The sequence below is a fragment of the Zoogloea sp. GDB6 genome (assembly GCF_056724105.1).
Window position 1 is genome coordinate 3249920 of sequence record NZ_CM161497.1, and the last position, 15645, is coordinate 3265564.

19 protein-coding genes are annotated in these 15645 nt (G+C 64.2%); 12 read left to right on the forward strand and 7 right to left on the reverse strand.

Annotated features, from left to right (window positions below; all coding sequences use genetic code 11):
• Positions 1 to 5: 5 nt before the first annotated feature.
• The 6 genes from pcnB to panC all read left to right on the forward strand — a co-directional run bounded on the left by pcnB (position 6) and on the right by panC (position 4588).
• On the forward strand, positions 6 to 1334 hold the full coding sequence (gene pcnB, locus AC1PQG_RS14750; RefSeq protein WP_481118587.1) for a polynucleotide adenylyltransferase PcnB: 1329 nt from the start codon (positions 6 to 8) through the stop codon (positions 1332 to 1334).
• Positions 1331 to 1831 (forward strand): 2-amino-4-hydroxy-6-hydroxymethyldihydropteridine diphosphokinase, encoded by a 501-nt coding sequence (gene folK, locus AC1PQG_RS14755; protein ID WP_481118588.1) that lies wholly within the window; start codon positions 1331 to 1333, stop codon positions 1829 to 1831. The genes pcnB and folK overlap by 4 nt, the downstream gene beginning before the upstream one ends.
• Positions 1832 to 2173, forward strand: coding sequence for a DMT family protein (locus tag AC1PQG_RS14760; protein WP_481118589.1), 342 nt, complete (start codon positions 1832 to 1834; stop codon positions 2171 to 2173). It begins immediately after the preceding gene.
• Positions 2174 to 2188: 15 nt separating this feature from the next.
• Positions 2189 to 2827, forward strand: a complete 639-nt coding sequence (locus AC1PQG_RS14765; RefSeq protein ID WP_481118590.1) for a deoxynucleoside kinase — start codon at positions 2189 to 2191, stop codon at positions 2825 to 2827.
• 105 nt (positions 2828 to 2932) lie between these two features.
• Positions 2933 to 3751 (forward strand): 3-methyl-2-oxobutanoate hydroxymethyltransferase, encoded by an 819-nt coding sequence (panB, locus tag AC1PQG_RS14770; RefSeq protein ID WP_481118591.1) that lies wholly within the window; start codon positions 2933 to 2935, stop codon positions 3749 to 3751.
• A gap of 9 nt (positions 3752 to 3760) precedes the next feature.
• Positions 3761 to 4588, forward strand: coding sequence for a pantoate--beta-alanine ligase (gene panC / locus AC1PQG_RS14775; protein ID WP_481118592.1), 828 nt, complete (start codon positions 3761 to 3763; stop codon positions 4586 to 4588).
• Positions 4589 to 4633: 45 nt separating this feature from the next.
• Here panC and AC1PQG_RS14780 read toward each other — a convergent pair whose 3' ends face one another.
• Positions 4634 to 5116, reverse strand: a complete 483-nt coding sequence (locus AC1PQG_RS14780) for a hypothetical protein (RefSeq protein WP_481118593.1) — start codon at positions 5114 to 5116, stop codon at positions 4634 to 4636.
• Between the two features lie 348 nt (positions 5117 to 5464).
• Here AC1PQG_RS14780 and AC1PQG_RS14785 point away from each other — a divergent pair, with 348 nt between their 5' ends.
• Complete coding sequence (locus AC1PQG_RS14785) at positions 5465 to 5908, forward strand: CBS domain-containing protein (RefSeq protein WP_481118594.1); 444 nt, start codon at positions 5465 to 5467, stop codon at positions 5906 to 5908.
• 30 nt (positions 5909 to 5938) lie between these two features.
• Here AC1PQG_RS14785 and AC1PQG_RS14790 read toward each other — a convergent pair whose 3' ends face one another.
• The 4 genes from AC1PQG_RS14790 to AC1PQG_RS14805 all read right to left on the reverse strand — a co-directional run bounded on the left by AC1PQG_RS14790 (position 5939) and on the right by AC1PQG_RS14805 (position 9194).
• Positions 5939 to 7336 carry an ATP-binding protein gene (locus tag AC1PQG_RS14790; protein WP_481118595.1) on the reverse strand — a complete coding sequence of 466 codons (1398 nt, stop codon included), beginning with the start codon at positions 7334 to 7336 and terminating at the stop codon, positions 5939 to 5941.
• On the reverse strand, positions 7333 to 7998 hold the full coding sequence (locus tag AC1PQG_RS14795) for a response regulator (RefSeq protein WP_481118596.1): 666 nt from the start codon (positions 7996 to 7998) through the stop codon (positions 7333 to 7335). The genes AC1PQG_RS14790 and AC1PQG_RS14795 overlap by 4 nt, the downstream gene beginning before the upstream one ends.
• A 197-nt stretch (positions 7999 to 8195) precedes the next feature.
• Entirely contained in the window at positions 8196 to 8537 is a 342-nt protein-coding gene (locus tag AC1PQG_RS14800; protein ID WP_481118597.1) for a hypothetical protein, read from the reverse strand.
• 90 nt (positions 8538 to 8627) lie between these two features.
• Positions 8628 to 9194 (reverse strand): Tll0287-like domain-containing protein, encoded by a 567-nt coding sequence (locus AC1PQG_RS14805; RefSeq protein ID WP_481118598.1) that lies wholly within the window; start codon positions 9192 to 9194, stop codon positions 8628 to 8630.
• Positions 9195 to 9320: 126 nt separating this feature from the next.
• Between AC1PQG_RS14805 and AC1PQG_RS14810 the strand changes: the two genes are divergently transcribed.
• Positions 9321 to 9566 (forward strand): DUF2789 domain-containing protein, encoded by a 246-nt coding sequence (locus tag AC1PQG_RS14810; RefSeq protein ID WP_481118599.1) that lies wholly within the window; start codon positions 9321 to 9323, stop codon positions 9564 to 9566.
• Here AC1PQG_RS14810 and AC1PQG_RS14815 read toward each other — a convergent pair.
• The gene (locus AC1PQG_RS14815; protein ID WP_481118600.1) at positions 9563 to 10777 is read right to left on the reverse strand and encodes an HD-GYP domain-containing protein; all 1215 of its coding nucleotides are present in this window, start codon (positions 10775 to 10777) and stop codon (positions 9563 to 9565) included. The two genes, AC1PQG_RS14810 and AC1PQG_RS14815, sit on opposite strands and share 4 nt — an antisense overlap.
• A 187-nt stretch (positions 10778 to 10964) precedes the next feature.
• Between AC1PQG_RS14815 and AC1PQG_RS14820 the strand changes: the two genes are divergently transcribed.
• The 4 genes from AC1PQG_RS14820 (at position 10965) to AC1PQG_RS14835 (ending at position 14126) form a co-directional block, all read left to right on the forward strand.
• Positions 10965 to 11789, forward strand: a complete 825-nt coding sequence (locus AC1PQG_RS14820; protein ID WP_481118601.1) for an undecaprenyl-diphosphate phosphatase — start codon at positions 10965 to 10967, stop codon at positions 11787 to 11789.
• A gap of 62 nt (positions 11790 to 11851) precedes the next feature.
• Positions 11852 to 12727, forward strand: coding sequence for an alpha/beta hydrolase family protein (locus AC1PQG_RS14825; protein ID WP_481118602.1), 876 nt, complete (start codon positions 11852 to 11854; stop codon positions 12725 to 12727).
• Positions 12724 to 13293, forward strand: coding sequence for a YqiA/YcfP family alpha/beta fold hydrolase (locus tag AC1PQG_RS14830; RefSeq protein ID WP_481118603.1), 570 nt, complete (start codon positions 12724 to 12726; stop codon positions 13291 to 13293). The genes AC1PQG_RS14825 and AC1PQG_RS14830 overlap by 4 nt, the downstream gene beginning before the upstream one ends.
• Positions 13290 to 14126, forward strand: coding sequence for a class I SAM-dependent methyltransferase (locus tag AC1PQG_RS14835; RefSeq protein WP_481118604.1), 837 nt, complete (start codon positions 13290 to 13292; stop codon positions 14124 to 14126). Before AC1PQG_RS14830 ends, AC1PQG_RS14835 begins: the two co-directional genes overlap by 4 nt.
• Here AC1PQG_RS14835 and AC1PQG_RS14840 read toward each other — a convergent pair.
• Entirely contained in the window at positions 14123 to 15556 is a 1434-nt protein-coding gene (locus AC1PQG_RS14840) for a cryptochrome/photolyase family protein (protein WP_481118605.1), read from the reverse strand. The two genes, AC1PQG_RS14835 and AC1PQG_RS14840, sit on opposite strands and share 4 nt — an antisense overlap.
• Between the last annotated feature and the right edge of the window lie 89 nt (positions 15557 to 15645).

Here is a 15645-nt window from a genome sequence, read left to right on the forward strand (position 1 = left end):
CGCCAATGATCCGCAAACTGCTGCGCCGAGTATTTCGCCGCGCCGCACCTGCCAATGCCCTGCCCGAACCCGCGGTCATCCCCGTCAATCGCCACGGAGTCCGCCGGGAACAAATTTCCCCTGCCGCCAACAAGGTCTGCGCCGTCCTGCAGGAAAACGGGCACAAGGCCTATGTCGTCGGCGGAGCGGTCCGCGACATCATCGTCGGCCAGACGCCGAAGGATTTCGACGTCGCCACCAGCGCCACGCCGGAAGAAGTCCGCGCGTTATTCCGCCGTTCGCGCATCATCGGCCGCCGCTTCAAGATCGTGCACGTGATGAGCGGCCCCGAGACCATCGAGGTGTCCACCTTCCGCGCGATGCAGGATGCTGAATCCGCCGAAACCGACGAACACGGCCGCGTGCTGCGCGACAACGTGTTCGGCTCGATGGCCGAGGACGCCACTCGCCGCGACTTCACCGTCAATGCGCTGTACTACAATCCCACCGACGAAACGGTGGTGGACTACCATCACGGCGTTGCTGACCTGCAGCAGAAGACGCTGCGCATGATCGGCGAACCGCGTGTGCGCTACCGCGAGGACCCGGTGCGCATGCTGCGTGCTGCCCGCCTCGGCGCCAAGCTGGGCCTCACCATCGACCCTGCAGCGCGGGCACCGATCCGCGAGATGGCCAGCCTCCTCGAGAACGTGCCGCCGGCCCGTCTCTTCGACGAGATGCTCAAGCTGCTGATGTCCGGCCACGCAGTCAAGTGCCTCCGCCAGCTGCGCGAAGAAGGCCTGCACCACGGTCTGCTACCGCTGCTCGACGTGATCCTCGAGCAGCCGCTGGGTGAGCGCTTCGTCTGGCTGTCCCTCGAAAACACCGACGAACGGGTCCGCCAGGGCAAACCCGTGTCGCCTGGCTTCCTGTTCGCCACGCTGCTGTGGCACGAAGTGCTGGCCGACTGGGAAGCCCGCAAGGAAAAAGGCGAACATTCCCAGCCCGCGCTGTTCGAGGCGATGGATGCGGTCCTCGATCGGCAGTCCGGCAAGCTCGCCATCACCCGCCGCATCGTCGGCGACATCAAGGAAATCTGGGCCCTGCAGCCGCGCTTCGAGAAGCGCGCCGGCAAGACCCCGTACCGCCTGCTCGAACAACCGCGTTACCGGGCCGGCTGGGACTTCCTGCGCCTGCGCGCCCAGTCCGGCGAGCTCCCGATGGAGCTGCCCGACTGGTGGGACGCCTTTGCCGACGCCAACCCGGACGCCCGCGAAGGCATGCTGGTCCCCGACAAGAGTGGCGCCACCCGTAAGCGTCGGCGCCGCAAGAAGCCCGCGCCGTCTGCAGAATGAGCGACGTAGCAGTCACCCGCGCCTACGTGGCGCTTGGCGCCAACATCGGGGAACCAGTCAAGCATCTGCGGGCCGCCGTCGACGACCTCGGCGCCCTCCCCGGCACCCGGGTCGTGGCCCGCTCGTCCCTGTACCGCAGTGCGCCGGTCGGCCTGCTCAACCAGCCCGATTTCATCAACGCCGTGGTGGCGGTGGACACCGAAATACCGGCGTTGGCGCTGTTGCACCAGCTGCTCGCCATCGAGGCCCGCCACGGCCGCGTGCGCAGCGTGCCCAACGCCCCGCGCACGCTGGACCTCGACCTGCTGCTGTACGGCCAGTTGCAGATGCAGGAAGCCGAGCTCACCCTGCCCCACCCACGCATGCACCAGCGCGCCTTCGTGCTGCTGCCGTTGCTGGAAGTCGCACCGGACATCGTCCTGCCCGTCCTCGGCCTTGGACAGGATTTCCTGCCGTCCGTCGCCGACCAGGCCATCACCCGCACCGAGCCCCTCTGAATGCCGACCTGGATCCAGACTGCCCTGCTGCTGTCGGCCTCCAACATCTTCATGACCTTCGCGTGGTACGGCCACCTGAAGAACCTGGCCACCTCGCCCTGGTACGTGGCAGCCTTCATCAGCTGGGGCATCGCGCTGTTCGAATACCTGCTGCAGGTGCCCGCCAACCGCATCGGCGCACAGGAACTCAACCTCGCCCAGTTGAAGATCATGCAGGAGGCGATCACCCTCACGGTGTTCGTTCCCTTCGCGCTGCTCTACATGCAGCAACCCCTCAAGCTTGACTATCTGTGGGCTGCCCTGTGTATCCTAGGGGCTGTCTACTTCATATTCCGGGCCTGAAAGGCGGAGCAAGCCATGCTCGAAAAAGCGCGCTACATTGTTGTCGAAGGCCCCATCGGCGCAGGCAAGACCACACTCGCCCGACGCTTGGCCGACCGCCTGAGCGCAGAACTGCTGCTCGAAAACCCCGCCGCCAATCCGTTTCTCGGGCGCTTCTACCAGAACATCGAGCGCTGGGGCCTGGCAACGCAGATCGCCTTCCTGTTCCAGCGCAGCGAGCAACTCGCCGCCTTCGATCACGAGCACAACCCCCAGCGCCGGGTGGTCTCCGATTTCCTGCTCGACAAGGACCCTCTGTTCGCCGAGCTGACGCTGGCCGAAGACGAACTGCATCTCTACCGGCAACTCTACGCCCGCCTCAAGCCAACGGTCCGCAAACCCGACCTGGTTATCTACCTGCAGGCCCAGCCTGAAGTCCTGGTCGAGCGCGTACGCAAACGCGGCGTGGAAGCCGAGCGCAAGCTCAGCGAACCCTACGTGGAACGGGTCGCCCAGCGCTACGCGAATTTTTTCCATCACTACGATGCCGCGCCGCTGTTCATCGTCAATGCCGAGTCCCTCAACCCCGTGGACAAAGCGGAAGATTTCGAACTGCTGTATTCCCGTCTGCTCGCCATGCGCAGCTACCGGGAATTCTTCGGCTACGCCGGCTGACGCCCACGCCCCGCTCCCGCCTTACGCTTTTGCTTTCTTTGCTGCCGCACCCTCTTGTGCCCTGCACAAGATTGGGGTTAACTGCCGCCGCGAGGAGGACCTGCCATGAGCTATCTGCAAGATAACGACAAACCCGTGACCCTTTTCGAGCTCGGCAAGATGCGCGCCGAGGGTCGCAAGATCACCATGCTCACCGGTTACGACGCCAGCTTCGCCGCACTGCTGGAACGCAACGGCGTGGACGTGATCCTGATCGGAGACTCCCTCGGCAACGTGCTGCAGGGACAGAAGACCACGCTGCCGGTAACCATGGAGCACATGGTCTATCACACCGAGTGCGTGGCCCGCGGCTGCAACCGCCCGCTGATCGTCACCGACCTGCCCTTCGGCAGCTACACCGAGAACCCTGCCCAGGCCATGCGCAACTCGGCGCGCCTGATGGCGGCCGGAGCGCAGATGGTCAAGCTCGAAGGCGGCGCCTTCATGGCCGAGACCGTACGTTTCCTGGTCGAGCGGGGCGTGCCGGTGTGCGCCCATATCGGCCTCACGCCGCAATCCGTCCATCAGCTCGGCGGCTACCGCGTGCAAGGTCGCAGCGAGGAAGCCGCGGCGACCCTCAAGGCCGACGCACTGGCCCTTGAACAAGCCGGTGCAGCGATGGTCGTGCTGGAGATGGTGCCCTCGACCCTGGCCGCCGACGTCACCGCCAGTCTGACGTCGATGGCGACCATCGGTATCGGCGCCGGTGTGGACTGCCACGGTCAGGTGCTGGTACTGCACGACCTGCTGGGCGTCTTCCACGGCAAGCGTCCGCGTTTCGCCAAGAATTTCATGGACGGCGCAACGAGCATCGACGAGGCCGTCGGCCGCTACGTCACCGACGTCAAGGCGGGCCGCTTCCCCGGCCCCGAACACAGCTACTGAAAGCCTTCAATGCAGACCCATCACACCATCGCCGGCCTGCGCGCGGCCCTTGCCGGGGCCGCGCGCGTCGCCTTCGTCCCCACCATGGGAAACCTCCACGACGGCCACATCGCGCTGATGCGCGAAGCACGCACGCGGGCCGACGTGGTGGTGGCGAGCATCTTCGTCAATCGTCTGCAGTTCGGTCCCAGCGAGGATTTCGACAAATACCCGCGCACACTGGCCGACGACTCGGCACGCCTCGAGGCAGCCGGCGTGGACTTCCTGTTCGCCCCGGATGAAAAGGAGATGTACCCCGCGCCCCAGCACTATCACGTCGAGCCCGACCCGGCCCACGTGAACATCCTGGAAGGTGCGGTGCGGGCCGGTCACTTTGGCGGCGTCGCCACAGTGGTCCTGAAACTGTTCAACATCGTGCAACCTGACGTGGCGCTGTTCGGCAAGAAGGACTACCAGCAATTGATGGTGTTGCGGAACATGGTCCGCGAACTGGCCCTGCCCATCGAGATCATCGCCGGCGAGACCATCCGTGCCGCCGACGGCCTCGCCCTTTCGTCGCGCAACGGTTACTTGAGCGCCGCCGAACGGGCCGAGGCACCGCGCCTCAACCGGCAACTGGTATGGATCCGCGAACGCATCGCCGCTGGCGAGCGGGACTTTCTGAAACTGGAAACCGAAGCTACTGCCGAACTCGCCGCCCACGGCTGGCGGCCCGACTACATCACTGTCCGGCGGCGCAGCGATCTGCAGGCCCCGGGTAAGGACGGTGAAGCGCTGGTGGTACTAGGTGCAGCGCGACTGGGCGCCACCCGCCTAATCGACAATCTGGAGATTTGAGCGCAAATGAAGAAGGGCGGCCCGAACGGACCGCCCTTCTTCATTTTACGTTGTCGCGTGGTGAAAACTCGCAGCCACCCGGGCGTCGCCTTGCTCACCCCGGCGCTCAACCTGCCCAAAGGCCTCAGCGAGCGCTAGGCATTGACGGATATCCTCGATGAGAAATTCGCGCAGGCTAACCGCCAGGCTAAATTCACTCACCTCGAGCTGCGCCGTACAAGCGAGCCGGATCTCCTGCAGCACGGATGGATAAACCGGGTCCTGAACCAGCAGACTGGCCAGACGGGCCTTCAGATGCGGAACCTGTGGCTGTGGCACCAACCCCTGATCGAGCCCCCGGCAGGAGTGCAGGATCTGTTCGCGCACGAGCCGATACTGCCCCATGGCCTGGGCAGCGAACATCCGTGTCAGCAGGATTTCCCATTCCTTAGCCAGGCGCCTCTGCTCTGCCTTACGTTCACGCCAAGTCTGAACAGCGATGACAGCCAGCGCAAACACGCCGAAACCACCAATCAATACGATGAGCATGATGCACCTCACTCCGACTTCAATTACTCTGACACCTCAAGAGTAAGCAGCGGCCAGAATGAGCAGTGCCCAAAAAATCACGATGCGCGACGTGCTGCACCGTTTTTCAATGCCGGCGTGAATTGGCTCACACCCCGGCGAGGGGGCTCGAACGCAGCCAGTACTGTCTCCGGGCATGTGGAAAAGCCCACCGGACGGCACGGGGTCACCTACCCACTCCGCCTCCCCGAAAGTGGCGCACAGCGGCTTGCACTCTTGCGCTCTTCCACCCAAGCTATACACTCTGACTAGCCTGTAGCAGAGGGCTGCAGGCCCTGAGGAGGCGAACAATAAGGAGGGTTCAAGACAATGGCTGCAACGGTTCAACAGATTCTTCAAGCCAAGGGCTCCGCCTGCCACGCAGTGACACCCGACACGACCGTGTTGCAGGCCCTCCACCTGATGGCCGAACATAACGTGAGCGCGGTTCTGGTCATGGAAGGCGAACGGCTGGCCGGTATCTTTACGGAGCGCGACTACGCCCGAAAGGTCGTCCTCAAGGGACTGGCTTCCAAAGACACCAAGGTCGGCGACCTGATGACGCCCAACGTGCTCACCGTCTCTCCCACCCATACGGTGGACGACTGCATGTGCATCATCACCAACAATCACGTGCGACACCTTCCGGTGGTAGATCACGGCAAAGTGGTCGGCATCGTCAGCATCGGCGATGCGGTGAAATCAGTGATGGAACAGCAGCAAGCCACCATCAATCACCTGGCCGGTTACATCGCGGGTGATCTAGCCACCTGAAATCCTGTCCGCGGGCCCGGGGTAACCGCCTCAAGGCCCGCCTCGTTCCTCGCCAAGCAAGGACCACGTCGCAGGAAAACGCACCACAACGGCCAGCCCGTATCCACCTTCCCGTGGCAGGCCAGGTTCGAAGTCCAGCCGGGCACCGGCAATCTCGACAATTCGGGCGACGATTGACAAGCCCAGTCCGCAACCATCCGCATCATTGCCAGCCCCCCGCGCAAAGCGGGTCAGCATCTGCTCGCGCTGCTCCGGCGCAATGCCTGGGCCATTGTCGGCCACCCTCAGCGTGGCCGTATCGGCATCGACCTGCACGATGACGTGCCCCCCTTCGGGTGAATAGCGCAGCGCGTTGTCCACCAGGTTCCGTATCAACACCTCCAGCCACCAGCGGTTGCCACTGACCACAAGGCCGCGCCCTGGCTCGAGCTCCAGACTCTGCCCACGGCGCAAGGCCTGGGGCGTCAGAATGGAGCACACGGTTTCCGCAAGTTCGGCGAGGTCCACCGGGTTGTCCGCCACACCTCGCCCTTCCGGGTCCAGGCGCGCCAACGTCAGCAGCTGCTCCACCAGATGGGTCATGCGCTCGACACCCGACAGGACCTGGTCCAGCGCGTGGGAACGGACGCCCTCGTCAGCCGCCCTGCGCGCCACCTGGGCCTGGATCTTGACGGCCGCGAGCGGGGTACGCAGCTCATGGGCTGCATCGGCGGTGAAGCGCCGCTCATGGTCAAGCACTTCAGCCACCCGGAACACCAGCGCATCGAGCGAACCGACCAGCGGCGCAATCTCCTCCGGCAGCGCCCCATCGACCTGCACCGGCACCAGCCGGCGCGCATCCAGCCCCCCTACCGCCGTGGCGACGGCCTGTACCGGCCGCAGGGCACGGCCCACCACCGCCCAGATCGCGACGGCGATCAGCGGCAAGCCGAACAGGATAGGCAGCAGCAGATGCAGGGCCACCTCACCGGCCAGGCGATAGCGTGCGCTATGGTTCTGGCCGACGATCACCCGATAGGGGCTGTGGCCATGGTCGATGGTGACGAAGCGCCACAATTCACCATCGAGCTCATGTTCATCGAAGCCAGTCTGCAGGGTCACCGGCTGCTCCGGCATCTCTGCAGAGCGCACCAGCAATTGCCAGTGGCCCTTATCGTCGTGCATCAGGGCCTGAAAGGCTACCGGCAACTGGTAGGCATGCTGGTGCTCCGCCATCTCCTGGGCGACCTGGGGCGACTGCCCGGCCGCCACAATGGCCAGCAGAGTTTCCGCCACCTGCATGAGCTGGGCATCGAAGAGCTCGTCGGCCTCCTCGTGGGCAATCCGGAAGGCCACCACGGCCGACAGGCTCCACAAGACCGCGACGGCCACGATCAACATCGCCACCAGACGGCGGCGCAGGGAGTAGACGGAGCGGGCCGCCGTCACCGGGGCGCCTCGTCCACCATGTAGCCCACACCGCGGACGGTGCGGATCAGCTCGCTACCGAGTTTGCGGCGCAGATGGTGGATATGTACCTCCAGCGCATTGCTCTCCACCGCATCACCCCACGCGTAAAGCTGTTCATCGAGCACCCGGCGAGTCAGCACCCTCCCCGCGGCATCGAGCAGCATGCGCAGCAGTTCGAACTCTTTGCCGGTCAACAGCACCGACTCACCCTTCAGCGTCACCGTACGGGCAGCCGGATCGAGCGTCAGCTCACCATGGCGCAGGCAACTGTCCGCCCGCCCCTGGGAACGCCGGACCAACGCCCGCAAACGGGCCGCCAGCTCATCCAGATCGAAGGGTTTGACGACGTAATCGTCCGCCCCCTGATCGAGGGCCCGGACCTTGTCCGCCACCTGATCGCGGGCCGTCAGCACCAGCACGGGCACGGGATTACCGGCGGCACGCAGCGTTGCCAGCACGGCGACACCGTCCTTGCGCGGCAGGCCAAGATCGAGCAGCACCGCGGCAAAGCTCTCACAACCCAGTGCGGCCAGTGCGGCCTCCCCGTCGCGGACCCAGTCCACCACGAAGCCGGCGCCCGTGAGCCCAGCCTTCACGCCATCACCCAGCAGGCGGTCATCCTCAACCAGCAGAACACGCATCCGAGCGGCTCCTTCAAACGACAGGCAACTTGAAAATGAAAACAGCCACAGGAGAGGACATCCCTCTCCTGTGGCTGAACAGGATCGCACAAGTCGGCACACATCCCGGTGATCACGTCCTCCAGCGAAGTCCGTGATCACTCTAGTTCGCGTCCCTTAGGAAATCCTTATCACCGGATCCTTATCGCGTCGACCTCTCAGAAGCTCAGGCGATAAGACGCACCGGTCGGCCCAAGCATCCAGTTACCGGCCCGCACGCCGACATACGCCCCCACCGCATCCCAGGCCAGATCCTTCCACGAAAAGCGGTTGCAATCCTGCTGGGAGTCGTAGATCTCCTTGGCCACGCCGGGAGCCAGCGCCAGGCCAAAGGCCGTCCACGGATCGGACGACAACCGCGACGCACCGACACCAAGCGCAGCGGAAACGCCAAAATGCGCCGCTTTGTCGCTGCCGCCCCAGTCGTCATGGTAGCGGCCGCAGGCCTCGGCAGAGCCGGTCAGGCCGGCAAGAATCATCAGGGTTGCCAGGATTTTCAAGCTGAACCTCGTTGGGAAATTGAATACCGCCCGCATGATACGGGAGTCCCAAACAGCATCAACGGGTTTCAGCCATCAGGCACACGGCCCCTACAGCGGGCGCTGGACACTCAGGGCACCACGGATCTGGCCCAACTGGTAATCCACGGCCCGATCGTGCGGGTAACTGCGCGCCAATTGTTCCTTCAGCGCCGCATCCAGCCCCTCTCGTGCGCCGTGGCAGGCCAGGCATACGTCCCCGACCGGGATGGCCTTGATATAACGATAGACCTGCTTGCCGTTCTCACTGATGACCTCTCCAGCCTCGAGCGTGTCGGGTTTTTCGCCATTGGCCGCACGGATGTTGAACTCGGCCAGTTGGCGCGCCTCCCAGACATCAGGCGCGCCCCGCTCCGGGTTACGCGTTTTGAGGCTCACGCGGCGCATCTGCCAGCCAGTCTTGGCGGACTGCTCCTTGATCAACTGCGGAGCCTTGTCCTTGCAGACGGGGATCGCGTCCACCGCGCCCTTTGCGACAACGGTTTCCTTCATCATCGCGACCACCTTCGGCAGCACCGGCAGTGCCTGCGTACGGGTGTCGAGCTTGAGCGCCTCCAGGTCCTGGGCCTGGACGTTGACGGCGATACAGGCAAGAGTCACAAGGGAAAAGCGGAGCATGACGGACCTCGTTAATTAGAAAAAACTAATATATACGATGTCATGCCGCCGGCACCAGCGGAGGGAACCTGTACCTTCCTTATCGGACCAACATTAACCCCCCATCACCAACGTCGGGAGATCGTCATGGAATCGCACATCCACAACATCGCCAACCTGTTCGCCCAGCTCGGGCTGCCCAGTGAAAGCAGTGCCATCGATGCCTTCATCGCCGCCCATGCGCCGCTGCCCCACGATGTTCCCTTGAGCCAGGCGCCTTTCTGGTCCCCTGTCCAGGCGGCCTTCCTGAAGAACGAGATTGCCGAGGATGCCGACTGGAGCGCAGTGATCGATACCCTCGACGTCCAGTTGCGGCAGTCGGCTGAAGCTTAGCTCTGCAGCAGGAAGCGCCGGGGATCGATGCCCCACTTCTCCGGCGTTTCAGCGGAAACGATCCGGTCTACATTTCCCGGCCGCCGGGACAGGTCGATCACCTCGGGCTTGGTATACCCGTTCGAGCGGGTTGAGAAGAAGATCCGTACCCGCGGGGTCAGCAGGCTGCCTTCGTTCTGCTCGATGACCACCCCGAGCCGCCCCGACTCGAGGCGTATCAGGCTACCCACCGGATAGATGCCGACGCAACGCATGAAAGCCTGCAGCAGCTTCTGATCGAAGTGGTCTGCGCTCCACTCCCACATCTTGCGCAGCGCCTCGGCAGCCGGCAGTCCCTTGTGATAGCAGCGGTCGGCAGTGATCGCGTCGTAAACATCGACGATCGCCGCCATCCGCGCCATCGTTGAAATCGCATCACCGGACAGCTTGTCGGGATAGCCATGCCCATCCAGGCGCTCGTGGTGATGGCGCGTGATGTCCAGCGGCACCGGACCGATGCCCGGTGTTTCGAGCAGCACCGAGTGGCCGTCGCCGGGATGGCGCTTGATCATCTCGAACTCGGCGTCCGTCAGACGGCCAGGCTTGTTCAGCACCGCATCGGGTACCCGCATTTTGCCGATGTCGTGCAACAGGCCGCCGATCCCGCCCTGGCGCAGCTCGTCGCCAGACAGGCCGAGGGAGCGGCCGAAGGCGATCATCAGCGTGCAGACGCTGACCGAATGCAGGAAGGTGTAGTCGTCTTTGTTCTTGATGCCGATGAGGCCGAGCAGCGCCCCGCTGTTACGCAGCACGGACCCCGTGATCGCCTCGACCACCGGTTCGGCATCCTCCAACGATACCGCCCGCCCCAGACGTACATCGCGCATCATCGTGCGCACGACCTTGTGAGCCTGCTCATGCACCTTGCGCGCACGGGCCATCTCCTCATGCAGCGACACCCGCAGCACGTGATCGTCGGGAGTGGCGAGCACAGCCTGGAGTTCCTGCTCGACCGCGGCCTGAACTTCCGACGCGGCCACCGCCTCGATATCATCCAGGCCGCGAGCCGTGTCGATGTAAACATGCTGGATGCCAGCATCGACGATGCGGCGCAAGTCTTCGCCCTTGAGCATGAACTGGGCGCGCCAGAACGGGTGGGACATCCAGTCCCCGCACAGTTCGTGGACGAACATTCCCGCCTTAAGGCGGTTGACGGAGATTTTCTTTAGCATTCGAATTAAACAAATTTAACATTTTTATTATTTAAGACTCAGGTTCTCACAAAAGGCTGAAATCGTCACTTCCCAACTCAGGCATCTCGAAACCGATCGTGATGAATTCCATGCTCCCGTGCTGCAAAGCACAAGATATACAAACGCTATAATCCCAACTCCCTAAGCCGCTTACAGTCAATCGTTCATGGACATCATCCTGCTTCTCAAGGCCCTGATCCTCGGTGTGGTCGAAGGCCTCACCGAGTTTCTGCCGATCTCCAGCACCGGCCACCTGATTCTGGCCGGTGATCTGCTCGACTTCAATGACGACCGGGGCAAGCTGTTTGAAATCGTCATCCAGTCCGGCGCCATCCTGGCCGTCGTATGGGAGTTCCGTGAGCGCATCATCAGCACCTTTTCCGGCCTGGGCCGCCAGCGCGAGGCCAACCGGTTGGTCCTCAACCTGTTCATCGCCTTCCTACCGCTGGCCATCCTCGGGCTGGCTTTCGGCAAGAAGATCAAGGCTGTGCTGTTCGCCCCGCTGCCTGTGGCCACGGCCTTCATCGTCGGAGCCTTCGTGATTCTGTGGGCCGAGCGGCGCGACCACCGCATCCGCATCGAAACTGTCGATGACATGCGCCCCCTGGATGCCCTCAAAATGGGTATCGCCCAGGCTTTCGCGCTGATCCCCGGCACCTCCCGCTCCGGCTCGACGATCATCGGCGGCATGCTCTTCGGCCTGTCCCGCAAGGCGGCGACCGAGTTCTCCTTCTTTCTCGCCATCCCGACCCTTGGCGTCGCGACTATCTACGAACTCTACAAGGAACGCGCCCTGCTCAATGCCGACGACATCGGCATGTGGATCGTCGGTTTCATCGCAGCCTTCGTCTCGGCCTTTTTCTGCGTACGCTGGCTGTTGCGCTACATCTCCAGCCATGACTTCGTGCCGTTTGCGTGGTACCGCATCGCCTTCGGCATCATCGTGCTGGCGACCTGGCATTTCGGCCTCGTGGAATGGACAGCCCACTGACGCCTGCGCCCACGGCAGCTTCAGTTCCCGAAGCTGCCGCACCCGTACAAACGAGCCGGCAGTTGCTGGACCTCCACGACACCCGTCGTTCCCGTACGCTGCCGCTCAAGCTGTACCTGCCCGAAGGTCGGGCGCCACTGGGTTTGATCCTGTTCTCCCACGGGCTCGGCGGCTCCCGCGACGGCGGGGCCGGCTGGCTGGCCCACTGGAGCAGTCAGGGCTTTGCGGCTCTCGCCGTGCAACACCCAGGCAGCGACGCGAGCCTGCTGCGCAACAATTCGCCCCTCGGCCTGCGCCATGCCCTCAAGGCTGCGATGAACCCCGAAGAACTCGCCCGCCGCGCCGAGGACATCCGTTTCGTCCTCTCTCGCATCGGTCGTGATCCTGCGCTAGCCGCCATTGCGGACGTTCGGAGCATCGGCCTGTCGGGTCACTCCTTCGGCGCTGTCACGGTCCAGTTGCTGGCCGGCGAGCGCCGCCCGCAGCAGCCGTCCTTCACCCTCGATCCACGCGTACAGGCGGTCCTCGCCTTCAGCCCGTCCGCCCGCTTTTCGGACCAGGGCCCCAGCCTCGACCACCGTTTCGGCGGCATCCACCTGCCCTTCTTCAGCATCACCGGCAGCCGCGACGACGGCATGGGCTTGTCCGACATCACCGCTGCGAACCGCGAACTACCCTACCGCCATATGCCGGCCGGCGAGAAATACCTGCTCGTCTTCGCCGGTGGCAACCACCTGGATTTCGCCGGACAAGCCAGCCCAGCAGAGGGCGCCGTATTCCGTCTCCGCCGCGAGCCGGCCCCGTTCCAGCATGCACTGCTCGCCGCATCTACCGCGTTCTGGCAGGCTTACCTGGCCGGGGACGACGAGGCCCGCTGCTGGCTCACCACAGCGCTGCCGCAGCAACTGCGCAGCGACGACCGTTTCGAATACAAATGATCATCTACCTCCACGGCTTCCGTTCCGGCCCCGAATCCTGGAAGGCCCGCAGCCTGCGCGCCCGCGTAGCAGAACATGGCTTGACCGACGCCTTCTGGTGCGAACAGCTACCGGTTTCGGCCCATGACGCCATCGCACTGATCGACGCCCAGATCGCCCGCTGCACCAGTACTCCAACGCTGGTCGGCAGCTCCCTCGGCGGCTACTACGCCACCCACCTCGCGGAGAAGCACGGCCTGCAGGCGGTGCTGGTCAACCCAGCCGTCATCGCGCCCCTGTCCCTGTCCGCCTACCTGGGGCCGCAGACGCACATGTACACCGGAGAGACCTTCGATTTCACCCAGGCCCACATCGACGAACTGCGGACCATCGAAGTCCCGGTGATCACGCGCCCGGAGCGCTACTGGCTGATGGTGGAAACCGGTGACGAAGTCCTCGACTACCGCCACGCGGTGGCCCGCTACGCTGGCAGCCGGCAGACGGTGCTGGAGGGCGGCGACCACTGCTTCACGCGCTGGGACGACTACCTGGACCCGATCCTGCAATTCGCCGGGCTGCTGCCATGAGCGGAGGTTTTGACGCCCGCCGTTTCAAAGCCCTCGAACGCAGCGGCTTCAACCGCATCGCTGGGCGCTACGCCGATGGCGCGCCACTAAGGGCCGGACTGCAGCAGGCGCTGCTTGATCTGGCAGCACTGCACCCTGGCAAGCATGTCCTCGACCTGGCCGCCGGCCCCGGCCTGCTGGCCCGCGACGCCGCGCGCCACGTCGCACCCAACGGCTGGGTGCTGGCCAGCGACATCGCCGAAGGCATGCTGGCCGAAGGCCTGCGCCGCGCAACCGATGAAGGCCTTTCCGATCTGATCGCTGCAGCCTGCGACGCCGAACACCTGAGCTTTGCCGACCACAGCTTCGACGTGACGCTGCTGGGCCTCGGCCTTTTCATCTTCCCGGACCCGGCGCTGGCCCTGGCGGAGATCCGGCGGGTCCTGAAACCCGGCGGACGCCTGGCCCTGTCCGTGTGGGGGCTACGGCAGGACGTGCCCCTGATCCACTGCGCCCAGGACTGCATCGCACGCCTTCTGCCCGCCCCGAAGGTCGAACGACCCTCGGTGTTCCGTTTCGGTGACCCTGAGGCGCTGAACGCCCTGCTGGCGTACGCTGGCTTCTCCGGCATCCGTATCGAAGCCTGTCCCGTCACCTGCCATTTCGACACGTCGATCGCCTATTGGCAGGCCTTCCTCGACCTGGCCGGCGGCGCCGCGGAAGCCCTGTCACGGCTACCCGACGAAACACGACAGCGCCTGCAGGACGCCGTCGCCGACGAACTCGCCCCCCACCGCGACGCCGACGGCTACACGCTGGAGAGCACCGTCCTCGTCGCCAGCGCCCACCGCTAGGCCTCGTCCGGGTTTCCCTTCAGCACGCCAAAGCGCGCCAGCGTGCGCTCCCGGGCCTGGGCGTGATCCACGATGGGGGCCGGATAGTCCTTGCCGATCACGCAGCCGGCCAGTTGCTGGTCGATCGGCGGCATGGTCCACGGCGCATGGATGAACTTGGCCGGCACCTTGGCCAGCTCCGGCAGGTAGCGGCGGATGAAGGCCCCGTCGGGATCGAACTTTTCCGATTGAGTGACCGGATTGAAGATGCGGAACCAGGGCTGTGCATCGCAACCGGTGGACGCCGCCCACTGCCAGCCGCCGTTGTTGGCAGCGAGGTCGAAGTCGTTGAGATGCTCGGCGAAGAAGGCCTCGCCACGCCGCCAGTCGATGCCCAGATCCTTGGTCAGGAAGGACGCAACGATCATCCGCAGGCGGTTGTGCATGAAACCACTATGCAGGATCTGGCGCATCGCCGCATCGACAATCGGATAACCGGTGCGCCCTTCACGCCAGGCCGCGAACCACTCCGGCCTGTCGTCCCAGCGCACCTGGTCATACTCCGGCCGGAAGCTGGCGTTCACCACATGGGGGTGATGCCACAGGATCTGGAAGTAGAAGTCCCGCCAGATCAGCTCCGACAGCCAGGTTTCCGCCCCCTCGCCGCCCAGCTCGAAGGCCGACCGCGCCAACTCACGGATAGACACCGTGCCGAAGCGCAGATGCACCGACAGGTAGGACACGCCCTTCTGCGCCGGAAAGTCGCGCTTCGCCTTGTAGCGGGCGATACGCTTCAGGAAATCGTCGAACAGGCGGTGCCCACCGCCCATGCCGGGCGCAATGCCAAGCTCGCGCAGATTGGTTCCCTCGAAGCCCAGTTCAGCGAGGCCGGGCATCACCTCGCCGGCCGGCCACGGCGCAAGTCGCGCCATGTATTTCTCGACTGGATACGACTTGAGGTGAAAGGGCGTCAGCGCCTTCAACCAAGCTCGTTTATAAGGGGTAAACACAGAGAACGGCGAATTACCCTGAGTCAGGACCTCGCTCTTTTCGAAGATCACCTGGTCCTTGAAGTCGGCAAAGCCGATATCCAGCACACGCAGACGCTCCGCAACCTCCGTGTCGCGCTCGATTACCGCCGGCTCGTAATCCCGATTCACGTACACCGCGTTCACGCCAAGGGAGGCCGCCAGTGCCGGAATCACCTCGCGGGCCGGTCCACTCCGAACAATCAAGCCACTACCACGGGCGCGCAGCACGCCATCCAGTTCGACGACACTCGCATGGATGAACTCCACTCGCCGATCGCATCGCCCCGGCAGACGGTCGAGAATTTCGGTGTCGAAGACAAAGGCGCAGAAGACCTGATCGTGATGCTTCAGCGCGTGGTAGAGCGCCGCATGGTCGAAGTCGCGCAGATCGCGGCGGAACCAGACGAGAGCAGAGGACATGGACGAAACTTGAACCGGGGAACGCACAGAGGGCGAAGCATGCCTCAAATTTGCCGCCATAATCCCCCTACATTCCCGACCTCGGCTTA

Bases quoted from the DNA above. Each gene is read 5' to 3' on its own strand.
- folK (WP_481118588.1), top strand. From the start codon at position 1,331: ATGAGCGACGTAGCAGTCACCCGCGCCTACGTGGCGCTTGGCGCCAAC.
- AC1PQG_RS14810 (WP_481118599.1), top strand. From the start codon at position 9,321: ATGGAATCGCACATCCACAACATCGCCAACCTGTTCGCCCAGCTCGGG.
- AC1PQG_RS14805 (WP_481118598.1), bottom strand. From the start codon at position 9,194: ATGCTCCGCTTTTCCCTTGTGACTCTTGCCTGTATCGCCGTCAACGTC.
- AC1PQG_RS14835 (WP_481118604.1), top strand. From the start codon at position 13,290: ATGAGCGGAGGTTTTGACGCCCGCCGTTTCAAAGCCCTCGAACGCAGC.
- AC1PQG_RS14785 (WP_481118594.1), top strand. From the start codon at position 5,465: ATGGCTGCAACGGTTCAACAGATTCTTCAAGCCAAGGGCTCCGCCTGC.
- panB (WP_481118591.1), top strand. From the start codon at position 2,933: ATGAGCTATCTGCAAGATAACGACAAACCCGTGACCCTTTTCGAGCTC.
- AC1PQG_RS14795 (WP_481118596.1), bottom strand. From the start codon at position 7,998: ATGCGTGTTCTGCTGGTTGAGGATGACCGCCTGCTGGGTGATGGCGTG.
- AC1PQG_RS14840 (WP_481118605.1), bottom strand. From the start codon at position 15,556: ATGTCCTCTGCTCTCGTCTGGTTCCGCCGCGATCTGCGCGACTTCGAC.
- panC (WP_481118592.1), top strand. From the start codon at position 3,761: ATGCAGACCCATCACACCATCGCCGGCCTGCGCGCGGCCCTTGCCGGG.
- AC1PQG_RS14760 (WP_481118589.1), top strand. From the start codon at position 1,832: ATGCCGACCTGGATCCAGACTGCCCTGCTGCTGTCGGCCTCCAACATC.
- AC1PQG_RS14780 (WP_481118593.1), bottom strand. From the start codon at position 5,116: ATGCTCATCGTATTGATTGGTGGTTTCGGCGTGTTTGCGCTGGCTGTC.
- pcnB (WP_481118587.1), top strand. From the start codon at position 6: ATGATCCGCAAACTGCTGCGCCGAGTATTTCGCCGCGCCGCACCTGCC.
- AC1PQG_RS14765 (WP_481118590.1), top strand. From the start codon at position 2,189: ATGCTCGAAAAAGCGCGCTACATTGTTGTCGAAGGCCCCATCGGCGCA.
- AC1PQG_RS14820 (WP_481118601.1), top strand. From the start codon at position 10,965: ATGGACATCATCCTGCTTCTCAAGGCCCTGATCCTCGGTGTGGTCGAA.
- AC1PQG_RS14815 (WP_481118600.1), bottom strand. From the start codon at position 10,777: ATGCTAAAGAAAATCTCCGTCAACCGCCTTAAGGCGGGAATGTTCGTC.
- AC1PQG_RS14830 (WP_481118603.1), top strand. From the start codon at position 12,724: ATGATCATCTACCTCCACGGCTTCCGTTCCGGCCCCGAATCCTGGAAG.